This is a genomic window from Pontibacter sp. FD36, assembly GCF_015686655.1.
Taxonomy (GTDB): domain Bacteria; phylum Bacteroidota; class Bacteroidia; order Cytophagales; family Hymenobacteraceae; genus Pontibacter.
Window position 1 is genome coordinate 40,841 of record NZ_JADPMP010000017.1, and the last position, 19,548, is coordinate 60,388.

Annotated in this window: 17 protein-coding genes; 5 read left to right on the forward strand and 12 right to left on the reverse strand. The window is 49.5% G+C overall.

Annotation, left to right across the window (positions count from 1 at the left end; all coding sequences use genetic code 11):
- The first annotated feature begins 107 nt into the window (after positions 1–107).
- Together I0P70_RS20505 and I0P70_RS20510 are read left to right on the forward strand one after the other, a co-directional pair.
- Complete coding sequence (locus I0P70_RS20505) at positions 108–1,418, forward strand: glycoside hydrolase family 2 TIM barrel-domain containing protein (RefSeq protein WP_370583272.1); 1,311 nt, start codon at positions 108–110, stop codon at positions 1,416–1,418.
- Between the two features lie 238 nt (positions 1,419–1,656).
- Entirely contained in the window at positions 1,657–2,478 is an 822-nt protein-coding gene (locus I0P70_RS20510) for a nucleotidyltransferase (protein ID WP_196121007.1), read from the forward strand.
- Positions 2,479–2,550: 72 nt separating this feature from the next.
- Here I0P70_RS20510 and I0P70_RS20515 read toward each other — a convergent pair whose 3' ends face one another.
- From I0P70_RS20515 to I0P70_RS20530, 4 genes are all read right to left on the reverse strand, one after another.
- Positions 2,551–3,063 carry a DinB family protein gene (locus I0P70_RS20515; RefSeq protein WP_196121008.1) on the reverse strand — a complete coding sequence of 171 codons (513 nt, stop codon included), beginning with the start codon at positions 3,061–3,063 and terminating at the stop codon, positions 2,551–2,553.
- Between the two features lie 30 nt (positions 3,064–3,093).
- Complete coding sequence (locus I0P70_RS20520; protein WP_196121009.1) at positions 3,094–3,579, reverse strand: GNAT family N-acetyltransferase; 486 nt, start codon at positions 3,577–3,579, stop codon at positions 3,094–3,096.
- Positions 3,580–3,582: 3 nt separating this feature from the next.
- Positions 3,583–4,008, reverse strand: a complete 426-nt coding sequence (locus I0P70_RS20525) for an EamA family transporter (protein ID WP_007659376.1) — start codon at positions 4,006–4,008, stop codon at positions 3,583–3,585.
- 87 nt (positions 4,009–4,095) lie between these two features.
- Complete coding sequence (locus tag I0P70_RS20530) at positions 4,096–5,127, reverse strand: phosphatase PAP2 family protein (RefSeq protein WP_196121010.1); 1,032 nt, start codon at positions 5,125–5,127, stop codon at positions 4,096–4,098.
- Positions 5,128–5,363: 236 nt separating this feature from the next.
- Here I0P70_RS20530 and I0P70_RS20535 point away from each other — a divergent pair, with 236 nt between their 5' ends.
- Both I0P70_RS20535 and I0P70_RS20540 read left to right on the forward strand, forming a co-directional pair.
- The gene (locus I0P70_RS20535) at positions 5,364–6,827 is read left to right on the forward strand and encodes an aminoacyl-histidine dipeptidase (RefSeq protein ID WP_196121011.1); all 1,464 of its coding nucleotides are present in this window, start codon (positions 5,364–5,366) and stop codon (positions 6,825–6,827) included.
- 88 nt (positions 6,828–6,915) lie between these two features.
- Positions 6,916–7,053, forward strand: coding sequence for a hypothetical protein (locus I0P70_RS20540; RefSeq protein WP_196121012.1), 138 nt, complete (start codon positions 6,916–6,918; stop codon positions 7,051–7,053).
- Positions 7,054–7,120: 67 nt separating this feature from the next.
- Here I0P70_RS20540 and I0P70_RS20545 read toward each other — a convergent pair whose 3' ends face one another.
- Genes I0P70_RS20545 through I0P70_RS20560 form a run of 4 tightly spaced genes read right to left on the reverse strand, consistent with a single transcriptional unit; the run spans position 7,121 to position 13,772 of the window.
- Positions 7,121–8,329: an ATP-binding protein gene (locus I0P70_RS20545; RefSeq protein ID WP_196121013.1), complete on the reverse strand. Its 1,209-nt coding sequence runs from the start codon at positions 8,327–8,329 to the stop codon at positions 7,121–7,123.
- Positions 8,319–8,891 carry a chemotaxis protein CheB gene (locus tag I0P70_RS20550; protein WP_196121014.1) on the reverse strand — a complete coding sequence of 191 codons (573 nt, stop codon included), beginning with the start codon at positions 8,889–8,891 and terminating at the stop codon, positions 8,319–8,321. The genes I0P70_RS20545 and I0P70_RS20550 overlap by 11 nt, the downstream gene beginning before the upstream one ends.
- On the reverse strand, positions 8,891–9,721 hold the full coding sequence (locus I0P70_RS20555; RefSeq protein WP_196121015.1) for a protein-glutamate O-methyltransferase CheR: 831 nt from the start codon (positions 9,719–9,721) through the stop codon (positions 8,891–8,893). The genes I0P70_RS20550 and I0P70_RS20555 overlap by 1 nt, the downstream gene beginning before the upstream one ends.
- On the reverse strand, positions 9,711–13,772 hold the full coding sequence (locus tag I0P70_RS20560; RefSeq protein WP_196121016.1) for a response regulator: 4,062 nt from the start codon (positions 13,770–13,772) through the stop codon (positions 9,711–9,713). The genes I0P70_RS20555 and I0P70_RS20560 overlap by 11 nt, the downstream gene beginning before the upstream one ends.
- A gap of 243 nt (positions 13,773–14,015) precedes the next feature.
- Here I0P70_RS20560 and I0P70_RS20565 point away from each other — a divergent pair, with 243 nt between their 5' ends.
- Positions 14,016–16,646 (forward strand): SBBP repeat-containing protein, encoded by a 2,631-nt coding sequence (locus tag I0P70_RS20565; RefSeq protein ID WP_196121017.1) that lies wholly within the window; start codon positions 14,016–14,018, stop codon positions 16,644–16,646.
- 46 nt (positions 16,647–16,692) lie between these two features.
- Here the strand turns inward: I0P70_RS20565 and I0P70_RS20570 are convergent, their stop codons facing one another.
- From I0P70_RS20570 to I0P70_RS20585, 4 genes are all read right to left on the reverse strand, one after another.
- A complete protein-coding gene (locus tag I0P70_RS20570; RefSeq protein WP_196121018.1) occupies positions 16,693–17,217 on the reverse strand; it encodes a DUF421 domain-containing protein in 525 nt (174 codons plus the stop codon).
- A 171-nt stretch (positions 17,218–17,388) separates the two neighbouring features.
- Positions 17,389–18,219, reverse strand: a complete 831-nt coding sequence (locus I0P70_RS20575) for a hypothetical protein (protein ID WP_196121019.1) — start codon at positions 18,217–18,219, stop codon at positions 17,389–17,391.
- Positions 18,220–18,300: 81 nt separating this feature from the next.
- Positions 18,301–18,867 (reverse strand): hypothetical protein, encoded by a 567-nt coding sequence (locus tag I0P70_RS20580; RefSeq protein ID WP_196121020.1) that lies wholly within the window; start codon positions 18,865–18,867, stop codon positions 18,301–18,303.
- A gap of 72 nt (positions 18,868–18,939) precedes the next feature.
- On the reverse strand, positions 18,940–19,359 hold the full coding sequence (locus I0P70_RS20585; protein WP_196121021.1) for a hypothetical protein: 420 nt from the start codon (positions 19,357–19,359) through the stop codon (positions 18,940–18,942).
- Positions 19,360–19,548 lie beyond the last annotated feature (189 nt).

The following is a 19,548-nucleotide window of genomic DNA, read 5'->3' on the forward strand; positions in this document are numbered from 1 at the left end:
TCAAAAGTTCCATTGCTTTACCCTGTACTTAATCGCTTACACCTTACTTTCTTGACTTTATGCTGACCAGCTCTATGGTTTATTTTATCCGTGTTAGTACAATTATTGTGTTTTGCTTATTTGTTTTAAATTCTTGTGCTTTTAGAACATCTGATGATCAGCAGTATAACAAACTGGGACGCACAGTAGAAGTAGTGAAGGAGGGGGAGAAGTATACTTTATACAGGAATGGCGAACCCTACTTTATAAAGGGAGCCGCCGGATACGAGCATTTTGACAAGGTAGCTGCTTATGGTGGCAACTCTATCCGAGTGTGGCATACGGATGATGCGCAGCGCATTCTGGACGAAGCACATGAACAAGGGCTGACCGTTATGCTGGGACTTTGGATGGAACGGGAGCGGGAAGGCTTCAACTACTACGACAAAGAGGACGTGGCAGCTCAGAAGGAGCGTTTACGTGCAGAAGTCCTCAAATACAAGGACCATCCGGCCTTACTGATGTGGGTAGTAGGCAATGAACTTTACGCGGAAGGCTCCAACGTGAAGGTATGGGATGCCGTGAACGGCATTGCCGAAATGATCCATGAAATAGATCCGAACCACCCGACGACCACTACTGTCATGAACGTGCCAAAGCAGGTTGTCAACCTGATCAAGCGACGCTGCCCGGCCATCGACATTCTCTCTATCAACTCATTTGGAGCCCTGAACGACCTGCCGGCTGAAATCCGTGAAACCAACTGGAGCGGACCTTATGTAATAGCTGAGTTTGGAGGCCGGGGCTACTGGGAGACTTACACGACCTGGTGGTATGCCCCGATCGAGCAGACCAGCTCCGAGAAAGCCGCCTTTGCCCGCGAAAGATATGAGAAGACGGTGCTGGCTGATCTTGACCGTTGCCTGGGTGCCTATGCTTTTATATGGGGCTACAAGTACGAAACCACCCCGACCTGGTTCAGCATTATGACCGAGACCGGTGAAGAAACGGAGCTGGCACAGGTGATGCGGGAGATCTGGAGCGGGAAGCGGGACTTCAACCGGGCGCCGCACATCGCCTATCTCTCGCTCAAAGACATCTTTCCAACGGACCAGGTATACCTGCAGCCCGGTGAATTGTCCTCAGCAGCAGTGTTCGCTACCGACCCTGACGGCGATAGCTTGCAAGTGCAGTGGGAGCTGCTGCCCGAAACGGTAAGTGAAGACGGCAACGCCATCAAAGAAGAAAAGCCTGACGCTATATCTGATGCGATCCAGAAAACAGCTGGCAACAACGTCACTCTCAAAGCCCCGCAGCGTGACGGGGCCTATCGACTCTATGCCTATGTCTATGACGGGCAGGGAAACGTTGCCACCGCCAACTTTCCTTTCTATGTGAAGGCTGGCAATACCTTCAGCTCAGCATTGGATTTCTATTGATGTAATCCATGTTTTATCCAAATTAAATTTTGCCTTTCAAGGGAAAATTGTGACTATACCTTACCTGATTGTTTATTTAGTCAGTGCTACAACTAATTCAGCGCTTTATGAGTAAACCACTTACCTCAGTTTTAGATTAAGGAGTAGTACAATTTAGACTGTTTCTGACAGAGGCGGTCTTCAGGCAATGCTGTCTCCTGCTGAAGATTACATCCATCACAGAGCCTGAATTTGACACATGAATAAGCAACTGAATCATACAAAAGTAAAAACTGCCCAAGACCCGGTAAAAACTAAAAAAAAGACCGTGAAAGCAGAGCAGTCTCCCCCTGGCGATGGCGAACTAACTGCAGAGAGCTTTTACAAAGAAGCGCTGAGCCTGCTGGTCAAGAGTGAGGCCAAGTTCCTGGTTGGTGGCGGTCTGGCCCTTGACATGTACACGGGGATCAACAGGGCTACAAAAGACATGGACATTTTCTGCAAGGTGGGAGAGTGCCCCCGCATTCTCAAGACCTTTGCCGAAGAGGGTTACTATACCGAAATGACGGACGCCCGCTGGCTGGCCAAAGCCAAAAAAGGGGAGCACCTCATGGACCTGATCTTCAACAACCCCGCCAGTATGTGCCCGGTGGATGACCGCTGGTTTGAGTATGCCACGGAGGGCGAGCTGTACGGTGTAAAAGTGAAATTTATGCCTGCCGAAGAGCTGATCTGGTGTAAACTATACGTGCAGAACCGGGAGCGCTACGACGGTTCTGACATCAACCACATCATCCTGAGCTGCGGCGATAAGCTGGACTGGAACCGGCTGTGGTCCTACACCGAACAGCACTGGCAGCTGTTACTGGCCCAGTTCATGAGTTTCCAGTTCGTATATCCATCCGACCGGGACATCATACCCCGTTGGCTAATGGACGAACTGCTGCTGCGGGCCAGAGAGCAGTATGATGTGGAACCACCAAAAGACAAAATCTGCCGGGGCCCGTTCATCGACCAGACACAGTACGGACATGATGTACGTGTATGGGATTACAAGGCCCTTACTATGCGAACGATATAGTCGCTATACCTGCTAAGAGGTATAGCCAACAGAAAAGCGCCACTGCTCATTGCAGTGGCGCTTTTCTGTTGGCTAAATTTTTGATGCCTGAGTGCCTTGCTCCTGTACCTGCTCTGAGGTGAGGCCAAAAATAGGGGGCGTCGGTACGCCCAATATGCCCAGATAGGTATAGATGTGCGCCCGGTGATGAATTTCATGCTCAACCAATACGCGAAGCCATTTCCAGCACGTAATCAGTCCGCCTCCCGGTGTTTGTATTTTCTGCTGCAGGTCCTGGTCAGACAGGCTGCTGAAAATAGTGAGACTCTCCTGATGCTTTTCCCGGAAAAAGGCCAGTACATATTCCGGACCATCCGCCAGCGCCTTGCCGCAACCGGTATAAGCGTCAGGTCTGCCTTGTACGGTCTCCGCATACAGGTAGCGCTCTATGGCCGCAATGTGCCGGATCTGGTCTGCAAAGGTGAATTTACCTTCCCGGTAGGTCCAGTCGAATTGGTCGGCAGGTATACAGGCGATGACACGCTCGGTGCGCTGCCTGATCTTGCTGTAGTAATCCAGAAAAGAAGGTATGCTGTTGATTTCCATGGGCTTTTTAGGCTGAGTACGAGTTTCAGGTCAAAATAAGTTGCTGCGCCGCTCAAGCAATATAGTGTTGCGCCATACGCCGTGCAACTGGGCAATGCGGTCGCGGTAGCCGATCTGCCTGAAGCCGTGCCGCTCCTGTAGGCGCAGGCTGGTGGCATTATCAGCGAAAGTCGAGGACTGCAAAGTCCAGATGCCGTTGGCTTCGCTCTCCTCAATCATGGCTTGCATGAGCCTATCTGCTATACCTCTGCCACGATGACGGGTGGCAATGTAAATGCTGAACTCAGCCACTCCCCGGTAACAGGCCCGCGAGGAGACGGGTAGGAGCGCCAACCAACCTAGCACTTCCTCATTTTCAACAGCGACGATTCGGGTATGCGGCAGATGGTTACGGTCCCATTCTTCCCAGGTGGGCACCTCCGTGTTGAAGGTCGAAAAGCCGGTTTGCAGGCCTTCACCGTAAATGCGGAGCACATCATGCGCATGCTCCTGCTGCATTGTTGCGAGCTGTATCATCGTTTATTTCCAGATCAGAATCAAAGTGCCACACAAGATCACGCCCATACCCAGCAATAGTCGCGGCGTGAGCGGCTCGTTCAGCAGAAAGTAGGAGAGTCCCACCGTGACCAGAATACCTGCCCGGTCAATCGTAGCCACTACAGATACATCGGCTGTTTTGATGGCTTTGAAATAGAGGATCCAATACACTGCTGTGCAGGCCCCTGCCAGTATAAACCAGGTAAGCGTTTTGTTATCGATCAGCCGGGCTGACTTGAGGCCACCTGCGTAGAGTGCGTGGCCCAGCACCATCATAAACAATACTCCTGTGCGTATCACCAGCGCCAAATGCTCGTTGGCGTTGTTATTCATGCCCATCTTCGCAAACACCATTGCCACGCCCCCTGTGAGCATGGCAACGAGTGCGTATCCTAACCAAGATTCCATTATCCTCTAAATTTCAGGCTGCAATAGTACGACAGGTTTTACACTCTCCAACTAATTCGGCTCGGAATTTTTGTGTGGCTTTCGGTCTTATTTTTTTGTGAGTTGATTAGCAGCTCTGACTTGGACTATTTCCGCCTTCATGGCTTCCAGGTCTGTGCGGAATTGACGGCTCTTCATCAGTTCGTCCACAAACTGTCGGGCAAACTCCTTACCGGCTTCCGAGTCGCTTGGGTAGTGCACGCCGCGGGTTTCTCTGGAGAAGGCCATGTCGCTGGCAACACCCATGAAGTGGTCTTTATACTCCGGGAAAATGTGGCTCAGAATATAGGCATGCACGTGCGAAGTAGAGGAGTGTCCGCTAGGATAAGAGGCGTGGCCCGGCGCTTCCAGGTTCTCCAATCGGCTATCCAACTGATAAGGACGAGGGCGGCTAAAGTCGGCTTTTAGCGAGAAGATGTAGTAAGTGGCATCCTGTATCACTTGCTGCAATACCTGCGATGTAACCGGCAACTGCTGCGCATTGAACCAAGGACCCAGGTCGCGGCCAATGTAAAACAGGCTATTGATGTTACGGGTATAGTCGGCGTCGGCCGGATTGGTGGTCAATGGGTCGAAGTATACGTTGGCCATGGTTTCAGTGCGGTTTACAGCTTCAGCGTTGCGTGTTTTTTGCAGGTGCAGCAGGAAGTCGAGTTCTGCTCGGGTTTCAGCAGAACTGTTGGCCGGGAAAGGCTTGATTTTGAACTTGCTCACCGGCACATCCACGTATACCGTGCGCAGTTTTAGGTAAGCGCCTCGCTTAAATTCCAATTCCGGAAAAACGATATCGTCTAATGAGCGAATGGCAACATCCGACTTGTTATCTTTAGATGGCTTGTTAGGACCGTTGTTGCTGGCGAAAGCTGTTTGAGCTGTTGCGGAGAAACTGGTGCAGAAGCCCGTCACCAGTAGCATGGCGATAGCCAACAGGGTGGTAGTGGTAGAAGATCTGTCCGTCTTCGATTCTTTGCAGTTTTGGCATGAGGCCGTTTGATCCGTGGCATCCTGAGCTTGCTTGCTCTGTGCTGCTTTCTGATTTTCGATTGACTGTGGCGTTGCGAATTGATAAATCGGTTCCATATGATGAATTGCTTTATGTTTTAGTTTCAAATTCATCAGGATGACGGGGAGGATGCCGGAAAGACGCAGGGTTCAGAAAATTTTTTTGAGAATTATTCTGCCTGTTAAATTAATCGGCTGTCACGCTGCACTCTTGCTGGGGCTTTCACCATAAACTTAGTACCTTAGCGGCACCCAATCCTATACCTCCCGACAACAGGTATAGCCTAGAATCGCAATCAAAATAAATCCCATACATGAGCACTGAAGTAAGAGCACTCGAACCGAAAGCCCTTTGGAATAATTTCGCTGACCTGAACGCCGTTCCACGTCCTTCTAAAAAGGAAGAGCGCGTGATCGCCTTTATGATGGAATTTGGTCAGAAACTTGGCCTTGAAACCATACAGGACGAGATCGGCAATGTCATCATCAAGAAACCCGCCACGGCAGGTATGGAAGACCGCAAGACGGTCCTGATCCAGAGCCACGTGGACATGGTGCATCAAAAGAATACCGACACCGATTTTGACTTTGACACGCAGGGCATCGACATGTATGTGGACGGTGACTGGGTAAAAGCACGCGGCACGACACTGGGAGCCGACAATGGCCTTGGTGTGGCCACGATCATGGCGCTGCTGGTCTCTACCGACATTGAGCATCCAGCCATCGAGGCGCTGTTCACAGTAGACGAAGAAACAGGTATGACCGGTGCCCTTGGCCTGAAAGGCGGTATGCTGGAAGCCGATATCATGCTCAACCTCGATACCGAAGATGATACCGAACTGACAATAGGTTGCGCCGGGGGAGTGGACATCAATGCCAGCGGCACTTACCAGCCTGAAGGTATAAGCGGTGACATGAAAGGCTACAAAGTAAACATCAAAGGCCTGACGGGCGGTCACTCCGGTATGGACATCTACCTCGGTCGCGGCAATGCCAACAAACTGATGAACCGACTGCTGCACCAGGCTACTGAAAAAGTTGGCCTGCGCATCGGCTCGATCGACGGCGGCGGACTGCGCAATGCGATCCCTCGTGAGTCCGTAGCTGTAGTGGCTATACCTGCAGGTGAGGCTAAAGCTTTTGAGAATTTTGTGGAGGAGTTGACCACTATCCTCAAAAATGAACACGCTACGACAGACCCGAATCTGGTCGTGACAGTAGAGGAGACAGAAACACCTGCACAAGTTTTACCAGCCGACTACCAGAGCAAACTGCTACGTGCGCTCTACGCATGCCACAACGGGGTATACCGCATGAGCCCGGATATCCAGCACCTGGTACAGACTTCCAATAACGTGGCCCGCGTGTTGGTGCAGGACGGCAAACTGACCGTACAATGCCTCACCCGCAGCTCTGTGGACAGTGAGAAAATGGATCTGGCGGCCGCTATTCAAAGCGCCCTCGAACTGGGTGGCGCATCAGTATCACTCAGTGGTATGTATCCGGGTTGGATGCCTCGTCCGGGTGCCGGCATCGTGCAGCTGATGAGCGACCTTTACAAAGAGAAGTATAACGGCGAAGCCCACGTGAATGCCTGCCATGCTGGTCTGGAATGCGGTATCATCGGCGCGAACTATCCGGAGATGGAAATGATCTCTTTCGGTCCGAACATCCGTGGTGCTCACTCCCCTGATGAAAAAGTGCAAATCAGCTCGGTGCAGAAGTACTGGGATTTCCTGCTGGATACACTGAAGCGTATACCTGCTAAAGCGTAACCGAAACCTTAAACAGAAGAGCCGCTCCTGCAAATGCAAAGAGCGGCTCTTCTGTTTCATACACTCCCTACTTTCTCACCCGCATCAATTGCTCCAAAAGAAAGCCTTTCTAGGCGAGATCGGCTTGGGAGAGGGTTTCTTTGCCGTTAAGTGTGCTGTATTGCTCGGTCGGTTTGCCAACTCTTCCACTGGCCATGATCTGAATGGCCGGGTAATCATGGATTAAAGAATCGTGAGCGCTGCAGAGAAATAATCCATGGTGTGCTATACCTTATGTATGTGACAGGACCTTGTTAACTCTTCAGATAAACTCTGAATTCAGAGCCTTTACCTTGTTGGCTGTCGCACTCAATTTTGCCGTCACAGTTCTCTACGATCCGTTTCACGATAGCGAGTCCTACGCCGGTACCTTCCACATGCGCATGCAGGCGCTTGAACATGTCAAATACCTTGTCCCGATCTTCTGGTTTCAAACCGAGTCCATTGTCTTTTACCCGGAACACAGTATAAGTGCCCTCACGGTATGTGCTGACCTCAATCAATGGTTTACGTTCCGGTGAGCTGTACTTGATAGCATTTGATACCAGGTTGTAGACGATGCTGCGAAGGTTTTTGCGGGAAAAAACCATTTCGGGGGCCTCCGAAAAGTCTGTCCTTATCTCAGCGTCATATTTGGTGATCAGCTCCTGGATATTGAGGGTCACGTCCTCTAGCAATTCCTCAAACCGGACGCTTTCGATGGCTGTTTCATCCTGATGCTGCAGCTTAGCCACTTCGGTCAGGTCCATCAGCGTGTGTTTAAACCTGCTGATGGCATCCTGAATCATAGCCATGATGATATTCAGTTCATTGTGATCAGGTTCCGGGCTTTCGAGTATCTCTTTCAGCGCCACCGCCAGCCCCTCGATGTTGTTGATAGGGGCCTTGAGATCGTGCGAGGCGGTGTATACAAAATTGTCGAGGTCTTTGTTCACGCGGGTAAGTTCCGCTGTGCGGGCCTTCACTCGTTCTTCCAGTTCGCGGTTGATTTCCTGGGTGCGTTTGTGGGCAAGCTCCACTTCTTTCTTCTGCAGGTAAAAGCGTACAAATGCCGCTACTTTGGCCTTGGTGATGGCAGGGTGCAGCGGTTTGAAAAGAAAGTCCACGGCACCGGCCTCAAAACCCTCCATCACATGCACATCCTGCTGGTGGATGGCTGTCACGAAAATAATGGGTATATCCCTTGTTTTAGAAATATCGCGCAGGTAGCGGGCCACTTCATAGCCATTCATGCCGGGCATTTGCACGTCCAGCAGGATCAGCGCTATTTCTTCCTGCAGCGCCAACTTCAGGGCTTCTTCGCCCGAGTTGGCAAACAGGTATTCCGTATTATCGCCTTCCTCAGAGAGCAGACTCGCCAGACTGACAAGGTTTTCTTCTTTGTCATCGACTAGCAATATCTTTACCGGGTGGGTAGCTGTAGGCAAGGATGTTATAGGTATGGTATCGTGGTCAGTGTTCATGTAAAGTTAGCAAATAAGCTTGTATGCGCTCAACATTCATGATACTACAGCCGGGTGTGCTATTGATGGCTGCCAGCGGCATGGTGGCAATCTCCGCTTCGCCGGGATGCTGCACGATGGCAGTGCCCCGTTTCTCAAATATATACTTTAATCCTGAACTTCCATCCTTACTGGCCCCACTAAGTAGTATTCCAACTGTATTTTTCCCGAAAACATCGGCTGCGCTGGTAAAGGTCACGTCGATGGAAGGGCGGGAGTAGTTCTCCAGTTCGGAGGCGTCGAGCGAGAAAGTATGGTCTTTTTCGAGCAGCACGTGGTAGTTGGATGGGGCAATGTATACGTGGCCTGCCTCCAGTGGCGCTTTGTCATCGATCTCGACTGCTTTCAGTACCAATTTCTTGTCAAAAAGCTCCTGCAGGCTGCCTTCCTGATTGCGCAAGCGGTGCAGCACCAGTACGATGGGAATACTATAGTCCGCGGGCAGCCCTTGCAGTATCTTCATCGAGGCCTGTATGCCACCCCAGGAGCCACCTAGTACGATCAGTTGGGTATTGTCGCGCATCAGGAGTTCTTGCGGTATATGCGGTTGTTCTTGTCTACAAAGTTATACTTGCTACTGATCTCAGACATAGCCAGTGTTTCCTTTTTGCCCAATGCCAGGTAGCCCAGGCTCACCAGACTCTCATCAAAAAGCTGGTATACACGCTCCTGTAGTGCCCGTTTAAAGTAAATGAGCACGTTGCGGCACACGATCAGGTGGAATTCATTGAACGAAGTATCAGTCGCCAGATTATGCGGGTAGAATACTACATTTTTGACAAGCGAGGAGTTGAACTTCACGCTGCCGTAGTTGCTGGTATAGTATTCTGCAAAATCGCGCTTGCCACCGGCCGCGTAATAGGCGGCAGTGTAGGCCGTCATGTGCGTAGCGGAGAAGATGCCGTCTTTCGCCTGCCGCAGCACCTTCTGGTTGATGTCTGTGGCGTAGATCTTGGTTCGACTCAGCAGCCCTTCCTCCTCCAGCAGTATCGCCAGCGAAAACAGTTCCTCGCCGGTAGAGCAGCCCGCGTCCCATACCTTGATGAAAGGGTAAGTGGACAGGATCGGCAGCACGTTCTCGCGGAGTGACTTATAGAAAGTCGGGTCGCGGAACATCTCCGTTACGTTCACGGTGACCTCCTGCAGGAAATTCTCGAAAAAGAAGCTGTCCGTGAACAGAAACTTGCGCAGTTCGTCAATGCTCTGCAAATGTTTCTGACCCAGAAAACGCTTGATGCGGCGGTACACGGAGGCTCGTGCATAGCCGCTGAAATCGTATCCGTACTGTGTGTGTATTTCTTTGATGAGCGCCTCTACCTCCAGCTCAAACAGCTCCTCGTTCTCAAGCTTCATACAACCAAACCCGCATAAGGGTAAGCAACTTATCGGTATCCACTGGTTTAGGTATATAGTCAGAAGCCCCGGCTTCTATGCATTTTTCTCTGTCTTCTTTCATAGCCTTCGCGGTGAGTGAAATGATCGGCAGTTGCTTAAAACGTAAATCCTTGCGGATTCGTTTTGTCGCTTCTATCCCATCCATTTCCGGCATCATCACGTCCATCAGCACCATGTCTATACCTGATTCTGTATCAAGTTTTTCGAGTGCTTCCTTGCCATCGTAAGCCGCTATGACCTGCATGCCGTGCATCTCCAGCAGACTGCTCAGTGAGTAGATGTTGCGCACGTCGTCGTCTACCACCAGTATCTTCTTGCCGCGTAGTACTTCCTCCGGCACGTGCAGCTTCATCTTGAACTCGTTGCCCGGTGGCAGCTTCTGGTTTACCTTGTGCAGGAAGAGCTGCACCTCGTCGAGCAGGCGCAGGTATGAGTATTCGTTTTTGATGATGATCGTGTTGGCAAACTCCTTCAGCTTCGTCTCTTCCTCTTCACTCAGGTCCTTGCCCGAGTAGATGATGATCGGAATATCGCCGAGTTTGGTCTGAGACTTGATCTTCTTCATCCAGTCGTAGCCTTTCATGCCCGGCAGGTTGAGGTCGAGGATGATGCAGTCTACTTTTTGCTTGGCCAGCACCTTTTCGGCTTCTTCAGCAGAGTAGGCGGAAGTCGACTTGAGTCCATGTGCCAGCAGCAGCTCGGCCACGGCTTTGTTCTCGATCTCGTTGTCCTCCACGATCAGGATGTTCTCAATGTTTGCTCCCGATTTGCTCACGATGGAGCCAAAGGCTTTGTTCAGCATCTCGAGCGTGACTGGCTTGGGAAGGTAATCTTCGTTCTCGGCATGCTCGCCGATCACCTCCTTGTCGTAAGCCGACATCACGTGTACATTGATGTTTCGCAGGTCTTTGTCTTCACGCACTTTTTTGAGCACATCCCAACCTGTCATATCCGGCAGCTGGATGTCGAGCAACATGGCGTCAGGCTTGTGCTCCAGAGCCATGCGCAGGCCGTCACGCCCTGTAAAGGCCTGGTGTACTTTGAAGTTTTTGGCCTTGGCAAAATCCGCCAGGATGTCGCTGAAGCCTTTGTCATCCTCCACGATCAGCACGCAGATGTCTGTCTTGTTCTGGCGCTCCATATCCAGGAACACTTGACCCATGCTCTGGCTCTTTTGCTGTGCCGGGGAGGTGCTTGGTACAGCGACAGGCTGTGCAGCAGGTGGGGTATAAGCAGGAGCCTGATGCTGCTCAGGTATGGCGGCGCCATTTGTTGCACCGAAAGGCACACGCGGCAGGTATAGCGTAAAGGTACTGCCCTTGCCTGGCTCGCTTTCCAGCATCAATTCACCGCCCAGCAGGGTAGCCAGCTCTTTGCTGATGGTCAGTCCCAGACCAGTGCCGCCATACTTGCGGGTAGTGGACGTGTCGGCTTGCTGGAAGGCCTCAAACACCATACTTTGCTTCTCGGCAGGTATACCAATGCCCGTGTCACGCACAGCGAAGGCTACCACATCCTGGGTGTCGTGCAGCTGCTCCGACTTAAACTTAGGCCGCTGCGTAACCGGGTATACCTTGAACTCCACTTCGCCGCCCTCGTCGGTAAATTTGATAGCATTGCCAATGAAGTTCTTGAGGATCTGCTCCAGCCGGAAACGGTCGGTCACGATGCTGTCGAAGGTACCCGGCACGTGGCGCTCTTTGAAGTTGATCTTCTTCTTGGCGGCCAGTTCTTTAAATATCGGCTCCAGGGATACGTCAGTCAGGCGCAGCTCTTCTGTTTCCAGCTTCACCATACCGGACTCGATTTTGGAGAGGTCCAGTATTTCGTTGATCAGCCTGAGCAGGTCGTTGCCTGATTTATGAATGATCTGGGCATGGTCAATCTGCTTCATGGAGAGTGTGTTTTCGTTGTTGTCGGCCAACAATCGCGACAGGATAAGGATACTGTTGAGCGGGGTGCGGAGTTCGTGGCTCATGTTGGCCAGGAAGTCACTCTTGTACTTGCTCACAGTCTCTACCTGCTGTATCTTCAGTTCGATGGCTTCGCGGGCATCCTCCAGGGCCTTATTCTTAGCGCCCAGTGCCTCGTACTGTTCTTCCAGCAGTTGCGCCTTCTCCTCCAGTTCAGCGTTCTTCTCCTGCAATTCCTCCTGGTTCACGCGCAGCTCTTCTTCCGAAGCCTTAAGCTCGGCATTAAGTTGGCGCAGCTCTTCCTGCTGCGTTTCCAGTTCCTCGGCCTGGTTTTGAGTTTCGTAAAGCAGCTCCTGCGTTTGCAGGTGTGCTTTCAGGGTGTGGATGAGCACCGAAATACGCTCGGCTGCGGAGTCAAGCAGACGGCGCTGCACTTCCGTGTACGGTCGGCGGGAGGCCAGCTCCAGTGCGCCTATGATGGTGTTGCCAAAGTATAATGGGATGATGATGACCGTAGCTGGCTCAATGTCTGAAAGTCCGGTGCGAATGCGCAGGTACTCCTCCTGCACTTCCTCCAGCACTTTCACCTTGCGTTCGGCCACTGCCTGGCCTACCAAACCGGTTCCAACTTCAAACACAGGCAATTGCGCTTTGTTCTGTTGCAGACCATGGCTGGCGGCAGGTTCCAGTTTGCCGTTGTTGTTGTGCAGGTACAGCACACCGGCCTCAGAGTCGGTGTAGTTGCAGAGGTAGGAGAGGGCGTGCCTGGAGACTTTGTCCAGCGTGGTTTCGCCCCCGATCAGGTTACTCAGCTCGGCTACGCCTGTCAGCACCCAGTTGCGATTTGCATTCTCGGTGGTGAAGTGCTCCAGGTTATTTTTCATGTCTCGGATGGCAAGGCTCAGCATATCCTCCTTACTTTGCACCTCTACCTCTACATCATACCGGCCCTCGCCAATAGCCTGCGCCACCTGCGACAGCGACACGGTTTTGTTCACCACCCCTCTGAATGAAGAGGCCACACTACCGATCTCGTCTTCGCTTTCAATATTAACCACCACGTCTGTGGCACCCAGCCGGATGCGGTCGGCCGCGTTTTTGAGTGTGGCCAGTGAGGTAGAGATCAGGCTGATGATGAAGTAGGAAAGGAAACCTACGAGCGTCAGAATAAACAGCAGCGCTACAAACAGCACCTGCAGATAGCGCTCTTTGCGATTGCTCTCATCCTGTACCTGCGCTTTGATGTTTTGGATGAGGTGCTTTTCGGCATCGCGAAGCGCCTCGATATTGAAGGTATACAGGCTGTAAACGGAGCCTGCATCATAGGTGTTCAGATCTGTGTCCGGATCCTGTTCAAGGCGCTGCAAAACAGCAGCGGCACGTTTATACTCGTCAGACACTATGATCTTCTGCACTTCGTTCACGGTGCCACGATCGGCGTAGCGATAAAAGCTTTCCAAGGCTGTTGTGTGGCTGTTGTATTGCGTCATCAGGAGCGCGTAATCCTGGTAAGAGAATATGCCCTCCTGCATAGACTTCATCAGCAGACTACGCATGCGACCCAGGTGGATTTTGGCTTCAGAGAGACTTTTGAAACTGATCAGCTGGCGACTGATCTCGACGTTGCTAAGTGCTGTTGCGCTGGCGTCCATGCGGTTAAGCATGCTAAAAATCAGCTCATTTGAATAGCGGCGAAAGTCGTCCACATCCAGGTTTCCCTTATCGAGGTCACTGCGGTACTTATTGATATCCTGCATCATGGAGATGGCAGGCAAGGTGCGGCTGGTATTGCTCAGGAAGTCTGTCAGGTCGAGTGTGGCGGCATCGGTCAGACTTCTTTGCGCACGTGCATCGAGCATGAAAATGGAATCGCCGGAAGCAGCCGCCAGTATACGGGCACGCTCGCGCTGAAAGGCGTGCAACAGAGAGGATATTTTTTCTGACTCGGTGAGCTGAGCAATCTCGTCCTGCAGCTTGTTATTCTCTTCGATTTCGCGCTGCACGGTAACAGCCACAAAATACACAAGCGGAAAAAGGAGCAGGGCCAGCAGGAGGAGGAGTTTATCCCTGATCTTCAGGTTTCGGATGATGTTCATCGAGCGTGCGTAGGGTTAAGCAAGGGTAAATAAGAACCTGTTAAAAATGCAAGTTAGGAAAAACAGATTTGTTTTGCCCTCAATACTTGCCTTAGCTGTTAAAAATCCGGCCTGGCAATTAGCAGTTGAAGCGGGTTTTGGGAGAGTGGAGATATTGTATATTTGCAGGACGATGGCTGCCATACCTTATCATCTTTAGGTGACAGCCTGTATCTCCCTTATTCCTGTTCACATCAGCAGCTTATGCTTAAAATTTTTACACTGTTACTGTTCACTCTGTGTGTAATCACTTCCCCCTTATCAGCACAAACGAATAACCCTCCTGAGTGGGAGTGGGCCAACAGTATTACGGGCTATGCCACAGTCAGCCATGAAATTGCGGTGGATAACGCAGGTAATACCTTTGTGACGGGCATGTTTCAGCAATCAGCCAACTTTGGGGATATCAGTCTAACAGGTTTAGGTGGCGTTGTAAATGGTTATGTCGCGAAGTATGATAATGCTGGAAAAGAGGTATGGGCCACTAAGATTGGAGGTATAGGTAGGGATATTGCATTGGATGCATCGGGCAATATTTATGTCACCGGAAATTTTAAAGGGGTTGGCGTTTTTGGCGCTTTCACGATTTCAGGCTCAGGGACAAACAACTTTTTTCTGGTTAAGCTAAACCCCGCAGGCAACGTTTTATGGGTTAAAAGTACTCCTGCTTCGCATGGCGTAGGACTTGGGGTTGATCGTGCGGGATACATATACGTTACCGGTTCCTTTGCCGACACACGTATTTTCTTTGAAAATACTGATTTCTCCAGTCAGTCAACGGATATCTTCCTGGTCAAGTATGACCCTGATGGTAAAGAAATATGGGTTAGAAAGATAGGGGGACAAGACTACGATATTGCCTCCGATATTACAGTAGACGAGGAGGGTAATAGTTACCTGACAGGCAGATTTCAGGGAGTGGCCCAGTTTGAAACGGTTTCTATCTCCAGTCCTTTTGGTCCACAAGAGGATGCGATATTTATAGCAAAATACAATGCTGCAGGCAAGTTGGAATGGGTGAAACAAACGGGCGGAGTCCGGACACAGAGCTATAAAATTGATTTGGACCCCCGAGGCAACATTCTGCTTACAGGTTATTTTTTTTCTAACGCCAGCTTCGGTTCTTACAGTTTTGATTCGCAAGAGCAGGAAGTGTTTGTCGCTAAATATACGCCAGACGGTGAAGTCATTTGGGCTCGTAGAGCAGGCGGTTCAGGACCAGATGTGGCGCAGGGACTGGCTACAGACTACAAAGGCAACACCTATATTTCAGGTTTTTTTTCGTACAAGGTTGACTTTGGGCCATTCGTCATTCAGAACAGTTTGGGAGGTAGCTTTTTTATAGCCAAATATGATACTGAAGGAAAGGTGGTTTGGGTAAAAACCTTTGACGGGAACAACACCCATGGCATGGGCTACGGCTTGGCAGTAGATGCTTTGGGAGGTGTATACCTACATGGGGTGTATGGAGGAGATACTTCTTTCGGGGAAACAAGACTCTTGCATAAGTCAGAGGGATTCAGTGCTTTCGTGGCTAAACTCGAGTCAGAGGACAACCCAGCCATTCTGACCAGCAACCTGCCTGAACTGGAATACTGTGCTGGCGCAATCGTGCCTGTTTCATTTCTCAAATCCGGTTCTTACGCAGTTGGCAATACCTTCACGGCCCAGCTCTCCGATGCCTCCGGTTCGTTTGCCAACCCTGTGACGATAGGTACTGGTCAATCGGCTCCTATTATGGCTGAGTTACCAGCAGGTATAGCGCCAGGCGCTGGCTATAAGATCCGGGTGGTGGCCGGAGTGCCAGCTGTAATAGGCAGGGAGAGTAGCATACCTGTCAGTATTATTGCAAGACCTATGGCGCCTGTTGCTATACCTACTGCAAGTTGTGGCAGCGGTAACGTAACCTTCGCAGTTTCAGGAGCCCGTGCCGGTGAAGCCTACCATTGGTATGCCACCGCCACAGGAGGCGAAGCACTGGCCACTGGCTCTGCGTTCAGGACACCACCTATCAACAGCACCACGCACTACTATGTATCGCTCGTAACCAACACGGGCTGCGAAAGTGAGCGAACGCTGGTAACGGCTACCATTGATCCTGCGCTGAATGTGCAGGCGGGCAGCGATGTTGAACTATGTATAGGCAGTGGAGAGGTGCAGCTGACAGGATTTAGTCCGGCAGGTGGCACCTGGAGTGGAGCAGGAGTAAGTGCAGCAGGAGTATTCAATCCCTCGTCGGCAGGTGCAGGAACTCACACCCTGACCTATACCTTTGACAATGGGCATTGCGCGGGTTACAGTACAACAGTGGTGCGGGTTACGCCTATACCTACTATCCAGGCAGGTTTCGAACCCGTTGAGTGCGGTACTGCCGAAAGCCCATCGGGACTCGCCCCGCTGCAGGTAAAGTTTACCAACAGCACTAGCGGCGCTACTGCCTATTTGTGGGAGTTTGGCGATGGCGCTACTTCACAGGAAGCTACGCCCGGCCATACCTACAATACAATCGGCAACTTTGATGTGTACCTGACTACCTATTATGGAAATGATTGCAGCAGCAGACAGCAGGTAACAACAGTGCAAGTCGAGCGCCGGAACGAGAACGCCAATGTATTTACTCCGAATGGCGACGGCTTGAATGATTACTTCGTCCTGAATGTATCCTGCCTTCCCCTTGATTTAAAAGTGTTTGACAGATGGGGGAAACTGGTTTTTGAGCAGGCGGACTATAAACAAAACTGGGACGGCGGAAATCAGCGAAGCGGTATTTATTTCTATCACGCCACCACCAGTAACGGGCAGAATTGGAAAGGTTGGGTTGAACTGATTCGTTAAAAAAGCAGCAGTAAGCACTGTCAAACGGTGGGCGCATGTGTTAGCCTCATCGCGGGAAATTCTCAGCGTCTTTCAGTGCATTGGTGGAGTCTGCTTTAATGTTTGAGATTACTGTGATCTCACCCGTGGATTCCAGTATCATCACTTCAATTTGAGACAGATCTCCATGCCCGCCATTGCGTGCGGCCGAATTGATCTCCTCTATTGTCACGCGTTCTCTTTTGAGGGCGTCATCCAGTAATTCTCCTTTGTATAGCAACAGGGTTGGCTTGCTGGTTATGATATGCTTAACATACTTGACGCGTACTGAAAGCCAGGTAATGGCATATTGCAGGAAAATCAGCAGGAAGAATGCCAAAACACCATCTAGCAGCGCAATATTTTTGTTAAGTGAAACTGCGGCGAGTGCCGAACCCAAAGCCACTGTCACAATGAAATCAAATGCGTTCATCTTGGAGAGCGTTCGTTTGCCGGATGCCCGCAGGAGCAGAACCATGGCAATGTACGCTAGAATGGTGATGGTAAATGTTCTGAAGATGCTCTCCCAGTTGTCGAAAAAGAATTGTTCCATAAGGTGTGAGGTCCGCTTTTTTTAAGTTGCAGGTATACGCCTCTTTTACTGGATTGAACCTGTGCGGTTGCAAAAGAGGAAAAAACAGGGAACTGATCAGTCGATGCGGTTAAGCATCAATCCGTTTTCTACCTTATCAAAAAGAATCGGTTAGTGATCAGGCTATATTTATTATCTTTTCTTATGGAGGTTTAATTTATACTGTAGGGCCAGTCTACCTATAACAGAGTATAGGCGAACCTCTTCCTGTGAATGATTCAATGTACTTATTTCACTGCTTCCTTCATAGGCGGTATGAGTATCTGTGCGTTCTACAGAAGGAGCTATCAAAGGAATTGCTACCCCTAACTGTGCGTTTATATTTACACCATACAACGTGTAGCCCGCACTTATTACTGGATCTGCAGTCAAGCCTGTCAGGTTTTTATAACTACTCTTTTTGGAAATAGAATAGGTGTCATAGAAATTGAAATCAGTATACTGTGAATAGGTAAATCTTAGTCCAAGACCATACTCACTTTTCGCCATCCTCTTGCCTGCATTAAATTGCCCGAACAGGCTCCAGTATTGCGCCTGCGTGACTTCTCCATCTGTGTTACCTGTAAAATGCCAATAGTTGTCTACCTTGGTTATACCTGCGCCCACATATACCTCCATGATGGGGAAAACCGGTTTGTCAGTATTGGCGAAATAACCTAAGCCGCCCTTGAGGACATAATCATTCCTGTCAACATTATACCTGTCTCCAAGTATGCTTATTCTTTTCTTGGTGTCACTGTCGAAGGTAGCAGCGGAGAACAATGCCAGCTTATTTGAAAAGGCATAGGATAGGTTAAAGTCGTAGCCACCACCTCTGCCAAATGAAACATGCAATTGATTTTTTTGATCGTGGAGCGGGATTAACAGTGATTTTGGAGTATAAAACTCTTTTTGTGCAAGAAGTTTAACTGGAAACAACACAACAGCAATAAGAATGATAGCATACCGTAGTTGTTGTTGCAAAACCTCTTTACACCTGTTCATACACCTGTCATTTAAGTTGCATACAACAATTTAATATGAACACTAATAGCCAGCAGTAGGTTACAGCTTGTGGATTTGGTTGGCGGGAGGTTTTATTTTAATTTTTGTGCTGAAATCGTATCCTTCCATTGAATCTCCAAAAGGACCATTACCTGGAACCCACATTCCCCCCAAAGTCAGATTGAAGTTTTCACAATTAGGATTGGCTAGCTTAAAGTCCTTTTCATAATTGTCAATCACTAACCTTAAACTGTCTCCATTTGAAAAAGCGCTTAACTCAGCCATTAAATCAAATGTCAATGACTCCTTTGGAGCAAGTTCAACAGCATAGTAGGTGTGTATTTTATCCTTTGGGTTTGGTGTCCTGTCAGACAGGTATTCATCTCCACAATACCAATGTGGCATAAGATGGATCGACTTTGTTATATCCTGATCTAGAGTCAGAGGCAAATGTGCTGTTGTATTATTTGTGAGGATAAGTTTAACCTCGAATGGTTCATTTACTTCGATCTGTTCGGGCGCTTCTATAGTCTTAGTCACGCTGTAAAAGTCATCAGCTTTACAGGAAGATAACACTACTAGAGTAAAGATGAAGATTCTGAAGCTTTTCATTTTCTGAATTGCCATTAACGGTTATGCAGCAGAAGCCTATAGTGTATCTGGGGGTTAAGGCTGCACCTTATTGGGCTATCGCAGTTCTTATTTTAAATAATCTAGATTTAATGTTATCAGCAAGTCTTTAAAGTTTCGGTAATATTCCTCGTATAATTTAGCAACAGTTTTACCTTCTTTATCAATTAATTTCACTGTATATCCATTCCAAAAGCTGTCTTTGAAGCCTATCAAAGAGTCTCTTTGAATGATTCGTACCTTTTTAGTTAACAGATTTGTAATTCTAATTTCGGTATTAGTAACCTCAATGTTATTAATATCAAAAATTACTTTTTTCCAGAGAAGTCCAATTGTAAATAGAAACACCAATTGAAAGAATAAATACCACATTAAATTATCAGTAATTGGTATTGCTGTACCTTTTGCAAATAGCACTGGCAACCCTATTGAAGTGAGGGCTAATAGGTAAACAGGTATAATTTTTACATACCTAAGGTCTGGCTTCACTTTTTATCTTTTATTTATAATTCAATATGCCCACCAACGGTGTTCGTGCAACCGATGGGCGAGGCCGTCGGCCGAAGCATGAAGTATACACGTGGTTGCACTAAACCTTCGGTAAAGGGTTTTAAAAAGCAGTGGATAAGCGTTACCTTTTGATTCAAATCTAACTCTTACATAAAGATGAAAAAAAAG